At 38.6% G+C, this 19,511-nt stretch carries 20 protein-coding genes; 11 read left to right on the forward strand and 9 right to left on the reverse strand.

Annotation, left to right across the window (positions count from 1 at the left end; genetic code table 11):
• The first annotated feature begins 134 nt into the window (after positions 1–134).
• Genes rpmH through jag form a run of 5 tightly spaced genes read left to right on the forward strand, consistent with a single transcriptional unit; the run spans position 135 to position 3,329 of the window.
• A complete protein-coding gene (gene rpmH / locus EXM22_RS14220) occupies positions 135–290 on the forward strand; it encodes a 50S ribosomal protein L34 (RefSeq protein WP_149487153.1) in 156 nt (51 codons plus the stop codon).
• Positions 271–618 (forward strand): ribonuclease P protein component, encoded by a 348-nt coding sequence (rnpA, locus tag EXM22_RS14225; RefSeq protein ID WP_149487154.1) that lies wholly within the window; start codon positions 271–273, stop codon positions 616–618. The genes rpmH and rnpA overlap by 20 nt, the downstream gene beginning before the upstream one ends.
• Positions 619–643: 25 nt before the next feature.
• Positions 644–850 carry a membrane protein insertion efficiency factor YidD gene (gene yidD, locus EXM22_RS14230; RefSeq protein WP_425465773.1) on the forward strand — a complete coding sequence of 69 codons (207 nt, stop codon included), beginning with the start codon at positions 644–646 and terminating at the stop codon, positions 848–850.
• Positions 850–2,610, forward strand: coding sequence for a membrane protein insertase YidC (yidC, locus tag EXM22_RS14235; protein WP_149487155.1), 1,761 nt, complete (start codon positions 850–852; stop codon positions 2,608–2,610). The genes yidD and yidC overlap by 1 nt, the downstream gene beginning before the upstream one ends.
• A gap of 50 nt (positions 2,611–2,660) precedes the next feature.
• Entirely contained in the window at positions 2,661–3,329 is a 669-nt protein-coding gene (jag, locus tag EXM22_RS14240) for an RNA-binding cell elongation regulator Jag/EloR (RefSeq protein ID WP_149487156.1), read from the forward strand.
• 60 nt (positions 3,330–3,389) lie between these two features.
• On the opposite strand, the gene thrC is transcribed toward jag, so the two are convergent.
• Positions 3,390–4,685 (reverse strand): threonine synthase, encoded by a 1,296-nt coding sequence (thrC, locus tag EXM22_RS14245; RefSeq protein ID WP_149487157.1) that lies wholly within the window; start codon positions 4,683–4,685, stop codon positions 3,390–3,392.
• Positions 4,686–4,852: 167 nt separating this feature from the next.
• Here thrC and murA point away from each other — a divergent pair, with 167 nt between their 5' ends.
• The gene (gene murA, locus EXM22_RS14250) at positions 4,853–6,130 is read left to right on the forward strand and encodes a UDP-N-acetylglucosamine 1-carboxyvinyltransferase (protein ID WP_149487158.1); all 1,278 of its coding nucleotides are present in this window, start codon (positions 4,853–4,855) and stop codon (positions 6,128–6,130) included.
• A gap of 223 nt (positions 6,131–6,353) precedes the next feature.
• Here murA and EXM22_RS14255 read toward each other — a convergent pair whose 3' ends face one another.
• Together EXM22_RS14255 and EXM22_RS14260 are read right to left on the reverse strand one after the other, a co-directional pair.
• Positions 6,354–6,947: a winged helix-turn-helix domain-containing protein gene (locus EXM22_RS14255; protein WP_168203522.1), complete on the reverse strand. Its 594-nt coding sequence runs from the start codon at positions 6,945–6,947 to the stop codon at positions 6,354–6,356.
• Between the two features lie 73 nt (positions 6,948–7,020).
• Entirely contained in the window at positions 7,021–7,575 is a 555-nt protein-coding gene (locus tag EXM22_RS14260) for an anti-sigma factor antagonist (RefSeq protein WP_149487160.1), read from the reverse strand.
• A 193-nt stretch (positions 7,576–7,768) separates the two neighbouring features.
• On the opposite strand from EXM22_RS14260, the gene EXM22_RS14265 reads away from it, so the two are divergent.
• The gene (locus tag EXM22_RS14265) at positions 7,769–8,251 is read left to right on the forward strand and encodes a hypothetical protein (RefSeq protein WP_149487161.1); all 483 of its coding nucleotides are present in this window, start codon (positions 7,769–7,771) and stop codon (positions 8,249–8,251) included.
• A 5-nt stretch (positions 8,252–8,256) separates the two neighbouring features.
• On the opposite strand, the gene EXM22_RS14270 is transcribed toward EXM22_RS14265, so the two are convergent.
• Genes EXM22_RS14270 through EXM22_RS14295 form a run of 6 tightly spaced genes read right to left on the reverse strand, consistent with a single transcriptional unit; the run spans position 8,257 to position 13,156 of the window.
• Positions 8,257–9,351, reverse strand: coding sequence for a sigma 54-interacting transcriptional regulator (locus EXM22_RS14270; protein WP_149487162.1), 1,095 nt, complete (start codon positions 9,349–9,351; stop codon positions 8,257–8,259).
• Positions 9,352–9,406: 55 nt separating this feature from the next.
• Positions 9,407–9,853 (reverse strand): FxsA family protein, encoded by a 447-nt coding sequence (locus tag EXM22_RS14275; protein ID WP_149487163.1) that lies wholly within the window; start codon positions 9,851–9,853, stop codon positions 9,407–9,409.
• Between the two features lie 39 nt (positions 9,854–9,892).
• Complete coding sequence (locus EXM22_RS14280) at positions 9,893–10,624, reverse strand: WecB/TagA/CpsF family glycosyltransferase (protein ID WP_149487164.1); 732 nt, start codon at positions 10,622–10,624, stop codon at positions 9,893–9,895.
• The gene (locus EXM22_RS14285; protein WP_168203523.1) at positions 10,624–11,355 is read right to left on the reverse strand and encodes an RsmE family RNA methyltransferase; all 732 of its coding nucleotides are present in this window, start codon (positions 11,353–11,355) and stop codon (positions 10,624–10,626) included. The genes EXM22_RS14280 and EXM22_RS14285 overlap by 1 nt, the downstream gene beginning before the upstream one ends.
• The gene (locus tag EXM22_RS14290) at positions 11,352–11,759 is read right to left on the reverse strand and encodes a secondary thiamine-phosphate synthase enzyme YjbQ (RefSeq protein ID WP_149487166.1); all 408 of its coding nucleotides are present in this window, start codon (positions 11,757–11,759) and stop codon (positions 11,352–11,354) included. The genes EXM22_RS14285 and EXM22_RS14290 overlap by 4 nt, the downstream gene beginning before the upstream one ends.
• A 2-nt stretch (positions 11,760–11,761) precedes the next feature.
• A complete protein-coding gene (locus EXM22_RS14295; RefSeq protein ID WP_149487167.1) occupies positions 11,762–13,156 on the reverse strand; it encodes a S41 family peptidase in 1,395 nt (464 codons plus the stop codon).
• A gap of 180 nt (positions 13,157–13,336) precedes the next feature.
• On the opposite strand from EXM22_RS14295, the gene EXM22_RS14300 reads away from it, so the two are divergent.
• Genes EXM22_RS14300 through EXM22_RS14315 form a run of 4 tightly spaced genes read left to right on the forward strand, consistent with a single transcriptional unit; the run spans position 13,337 to position 19,498 of the window.
• Entirely contained in the window at positions 13,337–14,482 is a 1,146-nt protein-coding gene (locus EXM22_RS14300; protein WP_342780269.1) for a P-loop NTPase, read from the forward strand.
• A gap of 8 nt (positions 14,483–14,490) precedes the next feature.
• Positions 14,491–17,361: a FapA family protein gene (locus EXM22_RS14305; RefSeq protein ID WP_149487168.1), complete on the forward strand. Its 2,871-nt coding sequence runs from the start codon at positions 14,491–14,493 to the stop codon at positions 17,359–17,361.
• Positions 17,362–17,375: 14 nt separating this feature from the next.
• Complete coding sequence (gene lgt / locus EXM22_RS14310; protein ID WP_149487169.1) at positions 17,376–18,332, forward strand: prolipoprotein diacylglyceryl transferase; 957 nt, start codon at positions 17,376–17,378, stop codon at positions 18,330–18,332.
• Positions 18,329–19,498 carry a hypothetical protein gene (locus tag EXM22_RS14315; protein ID WP_149487170.1) on the forward strand — a complete coding sequence of 390 codons (1,170 nt, stop codon included), beginning with the start codon at positions 18,329–18,331 and terminating at the stop codon, positions 19,496–19,498. Before lgt ends, EXM22_RS14315 begins: the two co-directional genes overlap by 4 nt.
• Positions 19,499–19,511: the final 13 nt, after the last annotated feature.

Here is a 19,511-nt window from a genome sequence, read left to right on the forward strand (position 1 = left end):
GAAACAAGCAGAAATCATGAGGTTAAAAAAAAGTTATTACGACCTGCATTGAATAAGAAGAGTTGACATAGTTATCACTTAACTTTATATTATGCACACTAAAAGAATTGACTATTATTATAGGAGTTAAATATATGAAAAGAACATATCAGCCAAGTAAGACTAAAAGAACTAGAAAATTTGGATTCAGAGCCAGAATGGCAACTAAAGCGGGTAGAGCAGTACTTTCTAGAAGAAGACGTAAAGGAAGAAAAAAACTCTCTGTCACCGATGAAAGAAAACCTTACTAAGAATGAACGTCTCGGAAAAAAATCCGACTTGAATAGAATCTTTGCAAATGGCAATACATCTAAATGCTATGGGGCAAAGATTTTATTTTTAAAAAGTTCCTTAACTTACAGCCGGTTTGCTATAACAATTGTTAGAAAATTCGGGAATGCAGTTGAAAGGAATTATACAAAGAGGATTTTCAGAGAATTTTTTAGAAAACAAAAATTTTCGATTAAAGAGTCATATGACATTGTTTTTGTTGTCTATCCTGGAGATTTTTCATATCAAAACAGATTAGAGCAATTTAATCTTTTGATAAAAAGAGCAAATCTTGTTAAAAGTCATTAACTGGATTTTCATTAAGATACTAGTTTTGGTGATTGTCCTTTACAAAAAAGTGATTTCTCCCTGGCTTCCCAGATCATGCAGGTTTTATCCCACCTGTTCTTCCTACGCTCTGGAGGCTATAATGAAACACGGACCCTGGAAGGGGTCCTATCTGTCTATAAAAAGGATCCTAAAATGTCATCCCCGGAATCCCGGTGGCTATGATCCGGTACCTAACGATTTGGAGTCATAATGGATAAGAATACATTTCTGGCAATTATTCTGTCAGTAGTTGTTATCTCTGTGGGGTTTGTCATTCAGACAACCTATTTCATGCCAGAAGAAGATATAACAACAGTCAGTGAAAATAGTTCTGAGCAGATCAGTGAAGTTGTAGAGGAATCTGATAGCCAGGCAATCGTTCTTGATACAACAGAGGACGCAGAAGAAAAGCTTGAAGAAGTAGCCTTTGAAATGGGTGATGAGAATTATGTTTCAAAAACTGTAGAGGCTGAAACAGATAAATTCATCGTTACATTCAATACGGAGGGTGGTATCATCACTTCTCTGAAATTAAAGGAGCACATGAAGGGTCTTCATCCTGTAGATATGATACAACCAGGAGACTCTGAATTAGGATCCTTTGGAATTTCACTCGGTGACAACACTGAATCTTATTTGAAAGAAGCCTACGACTATAAACATGAAAGTGGTACAGATACCTACAGTTTTATAAGAAATTATAGGGTAAAACTATCGGATGGGAATGTCAGTGATCCATTTCAGATAAAAAAATCATATACCTTTTTTCCTGATCAATATATGTTTGAATTGCGGGTTGAACTGATTAATTCTGTTAATTCTGCCATACCCCTCAATTTTAATGGAAAATCATATACACTTTTTGCTGGTCCTCAGATCGGGCCTTCTTTTGAAAAGCTGGATGGAAGGAATGAGTTTAGAAAATACTATTCTCTGTCTGGTGACAAGAGAGAAGAGCATAAGCTCAAGAAAGGTGTAGAAGAATCTGCTGAGCAGATCAAATGGGCTGCCATTGTAGGTAAGTATTTCACCATGATAGGTATTCCGGGATCCGGAACATCAAATATTATTTGGTCCAATTCTCCCAGAGATGGATTAAATGAAGCCTCTGAAATGTTTTTTGCACGATCTGCGACTAAAAGTTCAAGAGTAGAAGATGTTTACCGTTTCTATGTGGGTCCTAAAAATAACAGTAACTTAACACAATATAATATATCATCTGAAAATCCTTTTGGATTCTCTGATATGTACCTGGATAAGGCTGTAGATTCAAGTTCCTGGTTAGGTTGGCTAGAATTTATCCTTAAGTTTTTTATGGAGACTTTTTACAAGCTCATACCTAACTACGGAGTTGCCATTATTCTGCTGACGATTCTTATTAAGGTAGTTTTCTTTCCAATAACTCATAAGAGTTATGAATCTACCAGTAAGATGCAGAGTATCCAGCCCAAATTAAAAGAAATCCAGACAAAATATAAGAATGACCCAAATAAACTAAATAAAGAAACAGCAGCTCTGTATAAATCAGAGGGAGTGAATCCCATGGGGGGATGTCTGCCTCTTCTGATTCAGATGCCAATCTTTTTTGCTTTATACGGTTTGTTAAATAAATATTTCGATTTGCGAGGAGCTGTTTTTATTCCAGGTTGGATAACAGACTTGTCTGCTCCTGAATCGATACTCAATTTTGGAAACTTTACCCTACCTATTCTGGGTTGGAACGATCTGAGACTCTTACCCATACTGTATCTGGGAACCCAGTTACTCATGAGTAAATTCACTCAGGCACCCAGTGGCGGAGGCGGACAGAGTGCCATGCAGACAAAAATGCTTACTCTAGGAATGCCTATAATGTTTTTCTTTATTCTCTATGATATGCCTTCAGGACTGCTGATTTACTGGACATTTTCAAATATCCTCACAGCAGCACAACAAGCATATATCAGTCAAAGAAATAAGAGAAAAGCTTAGTGACAGAGTGAGCTCCTGAAAGTAGAAAATCGATAACCAGGAGTTATTTTATGGTAAAAGAATATGAAGCCAAGACAGAAAGGGAGGCTATAGAAAAAGCTGCAACAGATCTTGGTATGGAACAGGATCAGTTTGATGTTGAGATTCTTGAATCTGAGCAACACGGCTTTTTCTTTAAGAGAGGTTCCGTAAGAATTAAAGTTTATGTGAATGAACCTCAACAAGTACGGGCGGAGGCAATTGAACCTTCAGGAGATATTGAAAAGGAGCTGATTGAATTTTTAAGAAAATCAATTGAGCTTATGGGATATCCAGGAGAAGTCTCCATTACTTTCAGAGAAAAAGGTAAAATTGGGATGGATATAAAGTCCGAGCATTCTGCCATTCTCATAGGTAAGAAAGGAAAAAATCTGGATGCCCTTCAGATGTTAGTCAATGTTTTTGCAAGTAAAATAGGTGGTAGCGGGTATAGCGGAAAAGTTATTATTGATACCGAAAATTACAGACAGCGTCGTGAAGAAAATCTAATTAGGCTGGCGAGTAAGACAGCTGAACAGGTTTGTAAATCAAAATCTTCAAAGCTGCTTGAACCTATGAATCCCTTTGAGAGAAGACTCATTCATATGGCTCTCAATGATATGGATGAAGTGATGACTAAGAGTGAAGGTGAAGGTCTTTACAAGCAGGTCAGGATAATTTATAAAGGCAGCAATAGCTGATTAATAAGTTTTAAAAAAAAACCGGGAACTATATGTCCCGGTTTTTTTATTTATTTTTGTTTATGAAAATAATGAAAGTAAAGTTTTCTTTAATTCTTTACTACTGTTACTTATAAGACGTGATACCTTATCTAGATCCTTTACAGCCAGAAGAGACGCCGGCAGCTGGGGTTTTTTACCAACAGCCTTTTCATAGACTTCCATGAATTTTCCAGGATGAGCTGTAGACAGGACTGTAATATTCGATTCTTTGGAAGTCCTATCCATGGCAGCCTTAATGCCTACCGCGGTGTGGGGGCAAACTGCATATCCATATTCCTCATCCATATACTTCATGGTTGCCAAGGTATCTTCATCGCTGACCATGCATCCTATTATATCTTTTTTCATCAATGAAACATCGTTGTTGTAAAGAGTCTGCATTCTTTCAAAATTACTGGGAGCTCCTACGTCCATGGCATTAGAGTATGTTTGAACAGAAGCTCTTGGTGTATAGATCGCGCTGGCAAGATATGAGGGAACAACATCATTTCTATTTGTAGCTGCAATAAATTTTCCAGTTTCTAAGCCCCAGGATTTGGCATATAAACCGGCTGTTAAATTACCAAAGTTTCCACTAGGAACACAAAAAACAGGAACTTCAGATGCATTTTTTAATCTGCTGACGGCCCATACGTAATAAAATGACTGAGGGATCAACCGTCCAAGGTTTATGGAATTGGCAGATGAGAGATTAATCCCGCTTAGTTCTTTGTCGGTGAAGGAATCCTTGACCATTCTTTGACAGTCGTCAAATGAACCATCCACCTCTAAGGCATGAATATTTTTTCCAAGGGTCGTCATCTGTTTTTCTTGAAGTGGACTGACCCGTCCTGAAGGATATAAAATTACGACATCAATATTTTTTTTATCATAGAAAGCTTTTGCTACGGCACTTCCTGTATCACCGGATGTCGCAGTTAGAATAACTGCTTTTTGATCCCTGTCATTCAGAAAATATTCCATAGAAGTAGCCAGAAAAGAAGCTCCGAAATCTTTGAAGGCTGAACTTGGACCATGATATAATTCGAGAATGTTTATTTTGTCATTTAATTTTTTGAGTTCTGGTGAAAATGGAAATGCTCGCTTGGCTAAAATTTGAGAATCTGATTCTGGTATTTCATCTCCCAATAGACTGACGATGAGGGATGATGCAATATCCTGAAACGAGCTGTTCTGGTCAAAAAGAGAAAAGCTGGATTTAAGATCTGGAGTTTCGATGGGGTAGTAAAGACCGCCATCTGGAGATAATCCCTGGAATAAGGCGTCTTGAAAACTGACTATGTGGTTTTTGTCTCTTGTACTGGCAAATTTCATTTTAAATCCTTAACGGGTTTTATCCCTAGTATTTAAATGTTTATAACTTTTTTTGATAAATTTATCTATACCTCTAGTATCTTAGCTGATAGGATAATGAGAATTAGCATGACAAAATGAATAAAAAATCTCTCAATTAGGAGAGTAATAAGTGGTGATAAATCTATATGCATAAATATGATATTGATGGTGGCTTTCCCATAAGGGGGAAAATCAAAGCCAGTGGAAACAAGAATGCTGCTCTTCCTTGCATAGCGGCTGTGATTCTTACTGATGAACCTGTAGAGCTGGACAATATTCCTGATATTGAAGATGTCCGTGTCATGGTAGAAATTCTGCGGCACCTCGGATGTTCTGTTGAAAAAACGGGTAATAATAGTCTTAGATTTCAAATGAATGATATAAAAAATGAAGTACCTGAATCATTGGCTACTGTTGTAAGGGCCTCTATTCTTTTTGCCGGTCCTCTATTGGCACGTACTGGGAAAGTTATACTTCCTCCTCCGGGTGGTGATGTCATTGGCCGTAGAAGGCTTGATACTCATTTCCTTGCACTCTCTGCTTTAGGGGGTAGAGTGGAAGTCGATGGACAATTTACCATTACAGCCAATAAGCTGAAGGGTGTTGATATTTTTCTTGATGAAGCTTCTGTTACAGCCACAGAAAATGCAGTCATGGCAGCTGTATTAGCCGAAGGTAAGACTGTTATACAGAATGCTGCTTCAGAGCCGCATGTACAGGATTTATGCAGAATGCTCAATGGAATGGGAGCCGATATCACCGGGATAGGATCTAATATTCTCTATATCAATGGTGTTAAGAAACTAGGCTCTGTATCCTACAGCATCGGAGCTGATTTTATGGAAGTTGGATCCTATATAGGACTAGCGGCTGTCACCAGGGGTGAACTAGAAATTACACACTCTAATCCTGAAAATATGAGGATGTGTAAGATTGCCTTCGGTAAACTGGGAATCCATTGGAATTACGAAAATGATACTATTTATGTTCCACCAAATCAAACAATGCGAGTATCCAGTGATATGGGTGGAATGATTCCCCAGATTGACGATTCACCCTGGCCCGGATTTCCACCAGATTTAACCAGTATTATAACAGTTGTTGCAACACAGGTAGAGGGAACAGTCCTTATTCATGAGAAGATGTTTGAATCAAGAATGTTCTTTGTTGATAAACTTATCTCTATGGGGGCAGGAATTATCCTCTGTGATCCACACAGAGCCGTTGTAACAGGCCCTAGAGTCCTCAGTGGTTCAGATTTAGTCTCTCCGGATGTCAGAGCCGGGATGGCCATGGTGATAGCCGCCTTGTGTGCCGGTGGAAATAGCACAATTCATAATGTGTATCAAATTGAACGGGGTTATGAATCTCTGGTTGAAAAACTTGTTTCATTGGGAGCCCATATAAAGAGAATCCAGGAATAATACAAATTTATCCACAGTTTATCCACAAGAGAATTCCTGAAAATTCAGGAATTCTCTTTTTTTTTGATTATATATAAATTCAAGAATGTTATAATTAAATATATATAGTATAGGTATTTAAATCATTTTTATTCATTAATGTACTATTTGTTTACTCTTCAATTGAGATTTCAATATTAAAAATATCTGATTTTAAGTACGTTATTTAGCTGTTTTACACAAGTTATCCACAAGTAAATATCAAAGAATACCCTTTTGAACTCGAATTCACAATTTTCAATTGGATTCCATATAATTCGGGAAGTTCTTCTTTTAATATCTTTTTGAGATTATGAATATGGACATGAATTGATTTATCGGCTCTATCACTCTTGGTTCCAGTATGATTTGCAAGAATTTGATAATTTACAAAAGAATTCAAATTTTTCATCAGAATATTTAAAAGTCTATACTGTGAGCATGTGATAGAAATGAGTTTGTTGTTTATCCTGAGAGAACCATGGCTGCAGTCTATGCAGTCAGATCCAAAGGAAAGCCTCATATTTTCCAAGAATGGTTGTGTACGGATGATTAATTCCTGACAATTCCAGGGATCTTTAAGATAATCTGATGCTCCAGCAAAAAATGATTGTTCTAAAAATTCGGCAGGTCCAAAAGGAATGATGATTTTGTGCTTAAAGGCTTTAACATTTTTGAAAAGAACAGATGCAGGTAGTAGAGTTAAATCGGTAAAAGTAAGTTCAAGGTTATCATTATTTCTGAAAAGGCATTTTTTATACCAGTCAGGGTACCTCTCCTTCAATTCTAATTGAATCAAGGGAGGGGCATCAATAAATTGAACTGACCTATACATGGACATAAAAAAAACCGGGTACTACCCGGCTTCCATTCTAACCAAGAAATACCTGACCAGTATTATCAATGGCCAGAATTGTTTTACATTCACTACACCTGAAACGGCCAGCTTTTGTGGCCTTCAGCTTCTTTGAACAGATAGGACATCTAAAAATTTTCGGGAAAATATCACTGGATTTTGTCTCCCCTTCACTTTCGAAGAAAGCAACAGCTTCATCAAGATTATCCTTGATATTAAAGAACTGAGAAAAACCTAATAATTGAAAAACTTCATAAACCTTAGGTTGGATTTCAAGTAATACTAGATTTCCACCTCTTGGTTTGACTGTTTTCAGGAATGCGGTAAAGGATCCGATCCCGGTACTGGAGACATAATTCAAACTTCCGCAATGAAAGATTAGACGTGTATAACCCGACTCTATGGCTTTATTTACACGCTTTTGAAAGAGGTTTGAGTTATATGTATCAATATAACCAGTTAGATATAGTACAAGACAACCTTTTACAGAATCAATTTTCTGAAGTCTAATCTTCAGGCTGTCATCTTTTTCTATATCAAAACCAGCGACGATCTCATTATTACCACTCATATAAAATTCACCTTTAACTAATGTAGAAATACAATTTAAATATACACTATTTATTCTATTAATCTGGCCCTATTTTGTCAAATAAATAAAAATTGTAATTTTTTTATTTAAGGATACTTACACCACTGTCTTGATATACGACGTTAGTGAATGTAAGATTAGAGAATGAAGAGATTTTTTAAAGGGAGAAGGTGTGAAAAAGTATTTAAATAAATTCATGATCCTATTCCTTACTCTCGGGTTTATTCAAACTCTACCGGCACAAGACAACGGCTTAGAAGACTTATTGTTTTCAATGACGATAAAAGATTTGAATGCACTCAACACTGACCAACTGGATGCTATCATAGAAAATGGAGACTGGCTACTTCTAGATGGTTCATTGGCAGCTTTAACCCTCTTATCCGGAAAAAATGAAGAGTATTTGCTGGATGCACAACTAATACAAGGGGAGTGGAAAGGCCTCGATGAGGTTTTGAAATATAGCTGCCACCTGATTTTCCAAGGAGATGGATGGATAAATGTTGTCCCCGATAAAACTCCCCGTAATCCGGTGGAAGGACAAATCCTGCTTAACTCTCAAGTCCTGGTACTTGCAAAACTTATTGGGTATGAATTGGATGGTGATAAACCAGTTCCCTATCTACTTGTTAGTAATATACGCCGGCTCCTCTGACATAGCTAAGAATATTGAATGTGATTCTTAAGAATTAGGTTTTTTTTATCCGACAAGATATCCGCTTTTCTTAAAATGGATCGTAGTTCCCGCACATTTCCCGGCCATGAATATTCTAAGAGTTTCATCATCGCATCTGGATGGATCATCTTCGATGATTTCTCTCTCTGCAATAAAAAATTGCAAAGCATAGGTATATCCTGTTTTCTACTTCTTAGGGGTGGAAGCTGGATTATCAAGACATTTAACCGGTAATAGAGATCTATTCTAAAGAGTCCTTCACTTACTAACTTTTTGAGATCTTTAGAGGTTGCACTGATAATCCTGACATCTAAAGAAATTTTTTTGGTGCTTCCCAGTCGTGTCAGTTGTTTATCTTCTAAAATTCTGAGGAGCTTAGACTGCATCATTAAAGACATTTCACCAATTTCATCTAGAAAAAGTGTTCCCCCATGGGCACATTCAAAGTATCCAGGTTTATTGACTGAATCTGTATAGGCTCCTTTGACACATCCGAACATTTCAGATTCCAGTAGAGTTTCAGGAATGGCAGCACAGTTTACTGCTACAAAAGGCCCTGAACTACCGCTATAACTATGGAGGGCCTTGGCAGTTATTTCTTTTCCGGTTCCGGTTTCTCCTAAAAGTGTTATGGCATCTTTAAAAGGACTGTATTTCTTAATAATTTTCCTGACTTCACAAATGGGCTTGCTGTATCCTACGATTCCCAAATCTGCAAATTCATTTGTTGTATCAGGGGCTGGGGATGGCATACTCTTAATCAGTAATAAATCTGATATCTGGTCAGCGTTCACAGGGAAGCTATAATAGTGGATTCCCCTTTCAACAAGTGGTATTACAGTTTTAAGGTCATCATCTTCACAGCCCCAAAGGATGACTTTTGGGATTAAATCAGAAGTAAATGGTTTAAGAGCCGTAGGATCGTTAAAGTAAATGGCTTCAAGGAATATTAGATCAGGTTGAGTATTTTGCAGGATTTCTCTGTTGAACTTTTTATACTTTTGGATTTGAATGCGGGTGGGAAGAAAGGTAAGGAGTTGTTGGAAATTGACTTCATTTAAACTTGAAAGAATGACCATAAAGTAATCCTTTGTATGTTAATGATATGATAACACTATATATTATAGAGTATTGTCAATCAATAACATTAATAAATTCGTGAATCTCTTTCCAATCAATTTTTAAAAATGAAGATATAATTTTGCCAGATTTGTACCTTAAAAAGGGTATACATAAAATTAGGGCGATTATGGAACCTAAAATTCCGGGCATAATCAGAAAAAATGAGACAAACAGAGTCCCGGCCAACATATTGTAATAGTATTCTGAAAAATAGTGATTGGCTGTATTCGTGTGTATAATGAATAGATTTCTTTTCACTAAAAACATGGATAAAAAGAAACCGATCAAACTGAAGGTAATCAGCATTGCTAGGAATAAATACTCACCTATATTGTGGGCTATGAGGAGAATAAAGTAGCAGTCCATAAATGGTACTAATGCTGCCAGAAGCAGGAAGTAGAGGTAGCGTACGGTATAGTGGGGATTCAATACCCTGATTATCATTTTCACATCTAACATGGGCAGATCCTATCATTTATTACTTAGTATCAGCAAGTTTCACCTGCTTTTGATTTTCTCAATTGTTAACAGCATGAAAAAAAGAATATAACTGAGAAGTTTCCAGGGCAGAATAAAAGACAAGAGGGTCTTCCAGAAGATACGTCCCACCGATGAGTTCACAGGCTTCTTCTTTTTCCCAGAAAAAACCTCAAAGCAAGTTCTTCCCCACAGTGTTAATCCTCCTGGAAAATCTTTTCTATTTCGATAGATCCAGAGGTTATTTCCTTTTAGTCCTTTCCCTGTCAATAAAAGGGATGGAGATGACTTTTTAACAGCCATTATAATATCTTTTTCTTCCTGCTGAGAAAAAGTTCCGGCATATCGGCCAACAATCTGTAAACCGGGAAAAGATGTTTTCAGATTAGATTCAGATTTTAGAATGTTCTTTTTTTTGGAGCCTAATATATAAATTGATTTTCCGCTGCGTTCCAGAACTCCTAAGAGTCGGATAACAAAGGTAAAAGGATTAAAAATTGGAGGTTTTTCGTATTTGAGATAGGATGCAGCAAAACTTAGTGCCGGAGTAATGGAGATATTGAGCCTTGAAGAGCGGAGACAATCCAAATATTCACGATTGAATTGTGCTTTTAGAATATCTCTATAGCTGATAAAACAAATCTGGCTTGATTTTTCTTCTTCCAGTATATCTCTTACAGTTTGCTCAATATCATCTTCATTGAGCATATCTATGGGTATATGAAGAATGTTGATTCTATTATTTTGATACATTAGGTAATCTCCATAGTTGTCATTATTGCAGCCAGGGCAAATAGACTGGCTGTCTCGGCACGTAGAACGTTATCTCCCAGGAAAAGAGAAGAATAGCCTTTCTTTTTCAAAATTTCAATTTCTCCAGAAGATAATCCTCCTTCAGATCCAATAATCATATGAATATCATTATATCCTTTTCCTATGTCTGCCAATTGGCTAGGTCCCAGTTTTTCCTGGTGACAGAAAAATCCAATAGTATGATCTGATTGAATCTCAGGAAGATCTTTGAATTTAATGAGAGGATTCAACATAGTATTGATGTAAGAACCACTTTGTTGTTGTGCCTCCTTGATTATTTTACGCCAACGTTCGTATTTATGATCTTCTCTACTTTCTTCTTTGAGCTTTACCTGTGAGAAGTCACTGTCTAAAAGAGTAATGCTTCTAACCCCTGTTTCAGTGGCCTGGCGAATCATTAAATCCGTTTTTTTACCCTTGCACAGGCAGAGATAGAGGTGTATGTCATAGGGCCTTATATGAGATTGTATTAATTCTCCTACTTCAATAAGGCAAGAATCTTCCTTAATTTCCAAGATTCTACAATTGTACCGCTTCTCTGAAGAATCCTTTAGTTCAATGACCTCTCCCACTTTGACACGTCTGACACGGCAGAGGTAGTGGTATTCTTTGCCTGTTAAGGTCACAGATTCTTCTTGACTGAGAGAGGTTTCTACCAGAAGTTGTTTCACTGTATCCCTTTTAATATCTGGACATGGAAATTCCTGTTCCTAGGACCGTCAAATTCACAAAAATATATTCCCTGCCACGTCCCGAGAACAAGAAGGCTCTTATGTATAGGAAGCATGGCATGAAGGCCTGTGAAAGTCGTCTTGATATGGGCCGCGGAATTCCCTTCACTATGATGATACTGATCTGAAAAAGGTACAATCTTATTTATTTCATAGATCATATCTCTTTGGACATCGGGATCTGCATTTTCATTAATGGTAATTCCCGCTGTTGTATGGGGGCTGTATATCATACACAGCCCCTCGATCACTCCACTTTGACTAATCAGGGATTGTATTCGTTCAGTTATTTCAACCATGCCTGTCTGATGGTTGGTTTTAATGGATTCTGTAAAGAAGCTCATCTTCAGTCCTTAATCAGAGTCATTACTTTCTTCAAAGATTCATCGTATTCCAGGTCGAAAATCGGAGGATTATCCAATCGGCGGTTCATTTCATTCCTGATCATGATGCGTAAGAATTGGATATCGAGCTGAATCCCTTCTTTTCTGAGACTACTGATGAACTCTTCTATCTCCCTATCTCCAGGATTTTCATTTTTATTTATAAAGGATCCGATTCTGTTCTCTTCTAACAGGATCTTATAGTCATTTATATCTTCTTCTTTGAGATCGCTGTCTTCTACCAGTATATCAGGATCAATTCCAGTTTTATCAATGTTTACACCGCTGGGAGTATAGTACCTTGCCATTGTCAGTTTTATGGCACTGTTTCCAAGCATCAACATCTGCTGGACTGATCCTTTACCATAGGTGGTCTGACCGACAATGGTCGCTCTTCCCCGATCTTTTAGGACTCCTGTGAGTATTTCTGATGCCGAAGCAGAGCCGTTGTCAATGATGACGAACAGTTCCGTATCATCATCTACCAATGTGCCTAGTTTCGCTTTGAAAACTTCATTTTCTCCGGGGATCCTAGACCTTGTACTCACGATGGTGCCGTTATCGAAAAAGAAGTCACTTATATCAACTACGGAGTTCAGAAGTCCACCAGGATTACTCCTGACATCGACTATGACGGAGTCAACATTATTTTTTCTGAAATCTTTCAGGGCCTCTTCTACCCGTTCCGTCGTGTAGGGAGTAAACTGAATGATCCTGAGATATCCAGTTTTGTCGTTTACATAGTCCCATTTTACCGTTGGAATCTCTATGATCGCTCTCGTCAGTATCACATCAAATATAATGTCATTGTTTCTCAGAATGGTTACGGTAACATCCGTCCCGGAAGGACCTCTTAATAGATTAGAAACTTCATCTGTAGTCAAATTTTCGGCAGATGTATCATTAATTTTATAAATATAGTCTCCCGAATGAATCCCCGCCCTATAAGCCGGAGTTCCTTCTATGGGAGAAACGACTTCAACATAGGGTTTGCGTCCATTTGCATTTGTTTCATCAAAAATATCCTTGGATATATAAAGACCTACTCCTCCAAACTGACCACTTGTTGTGTCTGTTAGAGATTGTAACTCTTCTTCATTCAAATAGAGGGAATAGGGATCATCGAGGCTCTCAAAGAGTCCCTTCATTGCTCCCTGGAAGAGCTGCTCAGGTGGTACCTCATCAACATAGTTTCTCAAAATAAGATAATAAGCCGTTTCAAAAAGCCTCAGGTAATTTTCTGTACTGAGACTTGAGGACTGTGCCGAGACAGTGGGAGCGAGAATTATAAGTGATAATGCCAGTAATAAGGACAGTGTTACAGAGACCCAGAGAACTCGTTCAGTCTTTCTTTTCATAATTAATAATCCTTTGGAAAGTATTTTAGATACAGGAGTTTCTTTGTCAACACCTTCCCTTGACCTGTAATTCAATCAGATTTATAATTAAAAAATAACTCATATCCCGGACCTATTCCGGAATTCCGGTTCTATTACTTAAAAAACAGGTTATGATTATAATATTAGACGGGAGTTGGAATGATGCAAGTAATTGCTGTTGCAAGTGGAAAGGGTGGGGTAGGTAAATCCCTGTTGGCCTCCAATTTGGCCATTGGTTTGGCTGATAACAATAAAAAAGTTATTTTGGCCGATTTGGATCTTGGCGGTTCAAATCTGCATCTGGTCATAGGACAAAAGGCATCCAATCTTGGGTTGGGCTCTTTTATTAATAATTCTAAGCAGAAAATTGAAGATATTATTCAGGATACAGAGTATAAGAATCTTCGTTTTATTTCGGGTGAGGGAGAAGCTCCCGGTGCTGCCAATATAACGGCACCACAGAAAAAGAAGTTAATTAATCGGATGAGTGGTCTGGATGCAGATTATCTTGTTATGGATTTGGGTGCTGGTTCCAGTAACACTATTCTTGATTTTTTCCTCCTTTCAGGCTGTGGCATCATCGTGACAACCCCGACGCTGACTGCAACACTTAATGCCTATCTATTCATTAAAAATGTTCTATTCAGGATGTTATATGCCTCTTTTAATAGAAAATCACCGGCGACTGAATATCTTGAAACTCTAAGAAAGGATGGGGTATCTCTTCAAAAGGTATACCTGACTAGTCTTTTAGAAAAATTAAGGAGCCTGGATCCCGCTGGTGCAGATCTCTTTGAAGAGAAAAAAAAGCATTTTCAACCACGTCTAGTTATGAATATGCTAGATAATCCGGATGATATTCAGAAAGTAGACCGCTTGATTATTTCTGTTAGAGATTATTTGGGAGTCAATCTTGATTTCCTGGGTGTTCTATACAGAGATGAGTTTCAGAAAAAGGCTCTAAATTCCCGTTTACCTGTCTTAAAGTACAAACCTGGAGCGGTTGTATCACAGGGAATCTTAAGAATTTGCGATAAAGTCCTGGATATGAAACTGGAAGAGAGGATTAATCTTTCAAACCTGGATGCCGAATCCTCTTATCAGTCGGCTGAGATGGAAGCCGAATCGGATTTTAATGACAAGGTGCAGTCACTGGAAGAACTGCTTCATAGCGGTGCTCTAACACAGGGAGATTTGATTGAAACTATTCGTATGCAACAATATGAAATTAGCAAATTAAAAAAGGAAAATAGATTCATCAAATCCAAGCTGTTAAAGGCTTCAGAATTGGGATTCCAAGTGTAGCTGGGCATATGAGTTTTGAATTCAATGGTAAATTAAGTGTTCAGACAGATGAAAAATATCTGTCAGCAAAAATTCATTTTACACCTATAAGCAGTCAGGAATCTCATAATCTGGCCAGCCTTCAGGCTCTTTTGGAGAAGGAAGGTATTGTTTATGGTATTGATCAGGCAGTGCTGGAAAAGACTGCAGAAGAGTTTTCTGAAACCATGGAACCCTACCTCTCTGATGTTATAGCCAAGGGGAATCCTCCACAGGGCGGAACTGGTCAAACGTACGAATTTTCTCCATTTGCAACACCGAAAAATCTTCAAACTGTGCTCAAAAAAATTATGAGCATGAAAAAAGCCCCAGTCATAATGAAAACCATATCGGTTAAAGTTACGAAGGACAAAAGAGTTAAAGATAAAGGGCTTTTCAAGGGTGGTAAAGAAAAAATTATTACCGTAGAGGAAGAAGAGCAGAAGAGAATCAGAGTCGATGTTTCGGATGAAGTTCTTGATATCGGTTTTTTTGAAAAAGGGGCTGTAATCTGTAGAATGAGCTCCTCTACAGGAGAAGCGAAGAAAGGAAAAGACATCCGGGGAAATGACCTTTTACCTCCAGAAATTATTGAGGGTGAATTTTGGCCCGGTAAGAATATTATTAAAGAAAAAACAGAGATTCTTGCTGGTGAAACCGGATTTGTGAGAAAAGGGAAGAATTGGCTGGACCTTCTACCCTTTGAAAACCATAGCTGGTCTGTCTTTCGAAGTGATAATAAAGCCGACTGCCTTCTAGAACTCACTGCTGGAAATAAATTTGCAGCTCCTCCAGAGGTCTCAGAAATAAAACAGGCCGTTCTTCAATTAGGGGTTTCCCAGGATGTTTTGGTAAGCGACAGAAAAATTATGCAATTTTTGGGAAGCAGTTGCAGGTCCGGAGGAACACATACATTTTGCCTGACTAAGGACAGGGATGGATCCTTTGATATTGAGGTCAATTCACTGTCTACTGAAGCCAAATTACATCTTTATAAGGGTTCTGGAAAAGGTCGATCCTTAAATTTAAAACAGGCTTGGAACAGGGTTCTAGACCTTAAAATTGTTCATTTTGAAGCGGAAAGGATTAAAAAAGAGATCCTGGACTTTCATGGTTCTGAGGACAAGGAAACGACCATTCTTCTCGCAGCAGGTCAAGATCCTCGAAGAGGGGATGACCGTGAAATTTTGATTGAAGTCGAATACCTTTCTGAGGATGATGTCGGCAGCATAAAGGACAGAATCAAAGAGTTAAAAGTTTTGGCACCTTCCTTTAAGGATTTTCCGGTTGATAAAATTGAAAAAATGGCTCCTGTTAAAAAAGGGATGAAGCTTTTTCAATTGGGAAAACAGAAAGGTGGTAAAGACGGGCGTGATATTTACGGGAATATTATTCAAGGGATAGAGGGGAATGATCCCATTCTCAATATATATGAGAATATAAGTATTCAGGATGAAGTTGCCACATCAAAAATTAATGGTATCCTGGATTTTGCATGTGATAATATGATCTATTATCTGAGAGTCCGGGAACATGAAGATGCCAGAATCATGGTGTCTCTCTCTGATAATAGTATGACCGCTTATGTTTCATTTCTTTCACCCCAGGGCAGCGGTAAGCCGGTTTCTCTGGAGAGTATCCATTCTGTTTTAGAAGAAAAAGGAATTGTCAAAGGCATACTAGAAGATGAGATCAGAAAGATTGTGACCCTTGCAGAAGAAGGCCAGATCGTTACTGATTATCCTGTTGCTGAGGGAAAGATGCCCTTTTTGGAAGAACAGACGCTGAAGTTTCTCGTCGATCTGGAACCTGGTACAAAGGACAATGTTCCTGTTGATGCAGGTGATTTGATTGCGGAAATTCAGAAGCAGGGAGATGGAGAATCTACAGGATATAATGTTCTGGGTGAGCAATTATACAGTGAAAATGACAAGGGTTTAGAACGGGAAGATAATGTTCTTCTTGAGGAAGTTGAGGGTCGAACACTTCTTAAATCCGGCACTAAGGGTCTTCTCTGTTTGGAGAATGGTAAACTGTATATTAAAGAGAAGCAGACTATTCGAGGGGATATTTCACGAACAACCGGGAATTTGCAATTTCCAGGGTCTATTGCTATCTCCGGTTCAGTCTTATCTGGCATCTTTGTTAAAGCAGGCAAAGACCTGACTGTTATGGAAGTTGTAGAAGCATCTCTCCTTTCCGCGGGAGGCTCAATTATAATTGGTAAGGGTGTTAAGGGCGATCATAAGGCTGTTTTGAGAGCTGGTGAGAATATTACACTAGGTTTTGCAGAGGCAACAAATATCATGGTCAATGGTGTGCTCTATTTAAAGAAGGCTCTTATGAACTGCGTGATAAAGTGTAATGGAAAGATCGAGTCTGACTCCGGGAACACGCGAATTATCGGTGGTCATCTAAAGGTAAAAAATGGCATTACTGTTGGGTCGATCGGATCAGAAAGTGAGACCAAGACTTACATCTCATTCGGACAGGACTACCTGGTGGAAGATCAGATCAATGTTGTCACAAAAGAAATAGACCAGATCACTCAAGCTCTGCCGGAAATTGAATCTCACCTTAAGCTGGCTGGTGAAAAAAGAAATCAGAAAAAGCTGATGGCTTTGAGGAAAAAGAAAGTTCAGATGTTGAAGGTCCTTGAGAAACAGGGAATTAAGAATTTCTTTCTTAAAGAAAAATTTGAAATTCATTTTGATTCCATGATCAAAGTAAGTAATACTGTTTTTCCAGGGGTTACTTTTGAAAGCCATGGCCGTACATACACAGTTAAACAAAAATTAAATTCAATTATCATATATTTTGATAGTAAAACTGGTAAGATTCTTACAAAGCCACTGATCTAAAAATGAGGTAAATAATGTTATATATATATTTTCCAGAATGGTTAAAACCAGAAATAATTCCAGGTTTACCTGTCCGTTGGTATGGTCTCATGTACATTTTAGCATTTGCTGTTACCTACCTCCTGTTTAAAAAACAGATGAAAGAGGAATCTATTGATATCAGCGATGATGATGTTTCCAATCTGTTTTTTGCCGGTATTCTCGGTTTGATTCTGGGTGCCCGGCTGATGTCTGCTTTAGTCTATGATACGTCCGGAATCTACTGGAGTAAACCTTGGCTGATTTTCTGGCCTTTTATGGGAGGACAGTTTGTTGGTCTTCAGGGAATGTCCTATCATGGCGGCCTCATCGGTACTCTGGTCGCTGTCGTTATATATTGTCGAAGACATAAAATCTATTTCCCGGCTTTAGCCGACAGAATCGTTTTGGGTGTTCCCCTGGGATATACATTTGGTCGTCTGGGAAACTTCATAAATGGTGAGCTTTATGGCAGAGTGACAACCAGTTCTGTTGGAATGGTTTTTCCCTATGCCGGCCGCTTTTCTCCCGCCGAAGAGTGGGTTAAAGAAACAGCCAGTAAAATAGGGATGGATATCAGTGGTATGTCTGCAGTGAACCTCCCGCGTCATCCTTCGCAGCTGTATGAAGCCTTTGGAGAAGGAATCCTCCTTTGGATCTTTCTCTGGTTTGTCATCAGAAAACGAAAGAAGTTTGAAGGGGCTGTCATAGGCTGGTATCTGATCGGGTATGGTTCTGTTCGTTTTGTTATCGAGTATTTCCGAGAACCCGATGCTGGATTGGATTTCCCGCTATTGTGGGGAAATCCTTCACCCAATTATATTTTTGCTTCTCTTTTTAACTTTACGACAGGTCAAATTTTCTGTTTTGCCATGATTCTTAGTGGATTACTATGTCTACTTTTATTTCGTTGGAAAGACCGGCGACGTAAAGGGCCAGGACTGTTTGTATGATAAAAAGAGGGGGATGGATCATTTTCATGATCCTTATGACTCAGGGACTCTGGTCGGCGCAATGGCTCCTTGGAGACAGTGGTAGCTCTGTATTTCTCCCTGAGGGATGGGGGCTGTATGACCAGGAAGACGAGGGACGCATCGCTTTTGCAAATCCTGAAAACAGTATCAGATTTCAAGTGACTCTCTATCCTGGGAGCGTGTACGATTCTGATACTGAAATGATGGACGAACATCTTACTGGGCTGAATATCAAAGAAAAGGATCTTTCCCGCTTTATGTATCAGGGTCTTCCCTGTTCTCTGGCAGATATTCTTTTTGAAACAGGAGGCCAGCAGATTCGAGGATGGTTTTTATTCATCGATAGGGATGATTACGATTATTATCTGACTGCCATCACAACCCCCGAAGATTACCCTTCTTCATTGCCTCTCATACTCTCCTGTTTAGATGGTTTCTCGCCGGATCAGCAGGGGAGGAGTCAGCCAGGGCCCATAAGTGCTCTTATTTCGTCCGGAGGTTCAGAGGAACAGGAAGAACAATTAAGTTTTGAAGGCAGCCAATTGGTATATCGATGGAGTCGCGGACGCGAGGAAGCCAGCCGTCTTCTGATAGAACGGGAGGCAACCATTCTCTCTTCATACGAGGATCCTAAGCTTTTTGACGAGGCCTGGAAGCGGTATTATCAGATGATATACAGGGATATGGCTTATGATCTTGAAAATTTGGCATTCCAGCTTTCAGATCAATTATATGAATTAGATGAGGTGAACAAATCAGAAGTTCTGCTTTCCTGGCTGCAGGACTTTCAATATGGTAGTACAGATCGTTTTTCGGATTTATTGACACCTACGGAATGTCTTCTCTCGGGTACAGGAGATTGTGATGCTTTGGCTCTTGTCTATGGTATCCTTTTAAATCATTTGGAGATTCCTGCAGTACTCATGGTCTCCAGAGAATACAGTCATGCTCTTGCGGCTGTGGCAGTTCAGCGTAAAGGAGCTCATTTTGATCTGAATGGAACCGACTATGTTGTTGCGGAAATGACTAAAAAAGTCGATCTTGGACAGATCAGTGCGGACATGTCAAATCTTGATTATTGGGTTATTGTACCCTTTTCAAACTACATTAAAGGTACACTCCCTCTGGAGAGTAGTAATAATTGACTATATGCTGTAT

The sequence above is a fragment of the Oceanispirochaeta crateris genome (assembly GCF_008329965.1).
GTDB classification, from domain to species: Bacteria; Spirochaetota; Spirochaetia; order DSM-2461; family DSM-2461; genus Oceanispirochaeta; species Oceanispirochaeta crateris.

Excerpts from the sequence above, each read along its gene's own strand:
- rnpA (WP_149487154.1), top strand. The coding sequence starts at position 271 with ATGAAAGAAAACCTTACTAAGAATGAACGTCTCGGAAAAAAATCCGAC.
- EXM22_RS14280 (WP_149487164.1), bottom strand. The coding sequence starts at position 10,624 with ATGTATCAAAATAATAGAATCAACATTCTTCATATACCCATAGATATG.
- yidC (WP_149487155.1), top strand. The coding sequence starts at position 850 with ATGGATAAGAATACATTTCTGGCAATTATTCTGTCAGTAGTTGTTATC.
- murA (WP_149487158.1), top strand. The coding sequence starts at position 4,853 with ATGCATAAATATGATATTGATGGTGGCTTTCCCATAAGGGGGAAAATC.
- thrC (WP_149487157.1), bottom strand. The coding sequence starts at position 4,685 with ATGAAATTTGCCAGTACAAGAGACAAAAACCACATAGTCAGTTTTCAA.
- EXM22_RS14295 (WP_149487167.1), bottom strand. The coding sequence starts at position 13,156 with ATGAAAAGAAAGACTGAACGAGTTCTCTGGGTCTCTGTAACACTGTCC.
- lgt (WP_149487169.1), top strand. The coding sequence starts at position 17,376 with ATGTTATATATATATTTTCCAGAATGGTTAAAACCAGAAATAATTCCA.
- EXM22_RS14260 (WP_149487160.1), bottom strand. The coding sequence starts at position 7,575 with ATGAGTGGTAATAATGAGATCGTCGCTGGTTTTGATATAGAAAAAGAT.
- EXM22_RS14275 (WP_149487163.1), bottom strand. The coding sequence starts at position 9,853 with ATGTTAGATGTGAAAATGATAATCAGGGTATTGAATCCCCACTATACC.
- rpmH (WP_149487153.1), top strand. The coding sequence starts at position 135 with ATGAAAAGAACATATCAGCCAAGTAAGACTAAAAGAACTAGAAAATTT.
- jag (WP_149487156.1), top strand. The coding sequence starts at position 2,661 with ATGGTAAAAGAATATGAAGCCAAGACAGAAAGGGAGGCTATAGAAAAA.
- EXM22_RS14290 (WP_149487166.1), bottom strand. The coding sequence starts at position 11,759 with ATGAGCTTCTTTACAGAATCCATTAAAACCAACCATCAGACAGGCATG.
- EXM22_RS14300 (WP_342780269.1), top strand. The coding sequence starts at position 13,337 with ATGATGCAAGTAATTGCTGTTGCAAGTGGAAAGGGTGGGGTAGGTAAA.
- EXM22_RS14270 (WP_149487162.1), bottom strand. The coding sequence starts at position 9,351 with ATGGTCATTCTTTCAAGTTTAAATGAAGTCAATTTCCAACAACTCCTT.
- EXM22_RS14305 (WP_149487168.1), top strand. The coding sequence starts at position 14,491 with ATGAGTTTTGAATTCAATGGTAAATTAAGTGTTCAGACAGATGAAAAA.
- EXM22_RS14315 (WP_149487170.1), top strand. The coding sequence starts at position 18,329 with ATGATAAAAAGAGGGGGATGGATCATTTTCATGATCCTTATGACTCAG.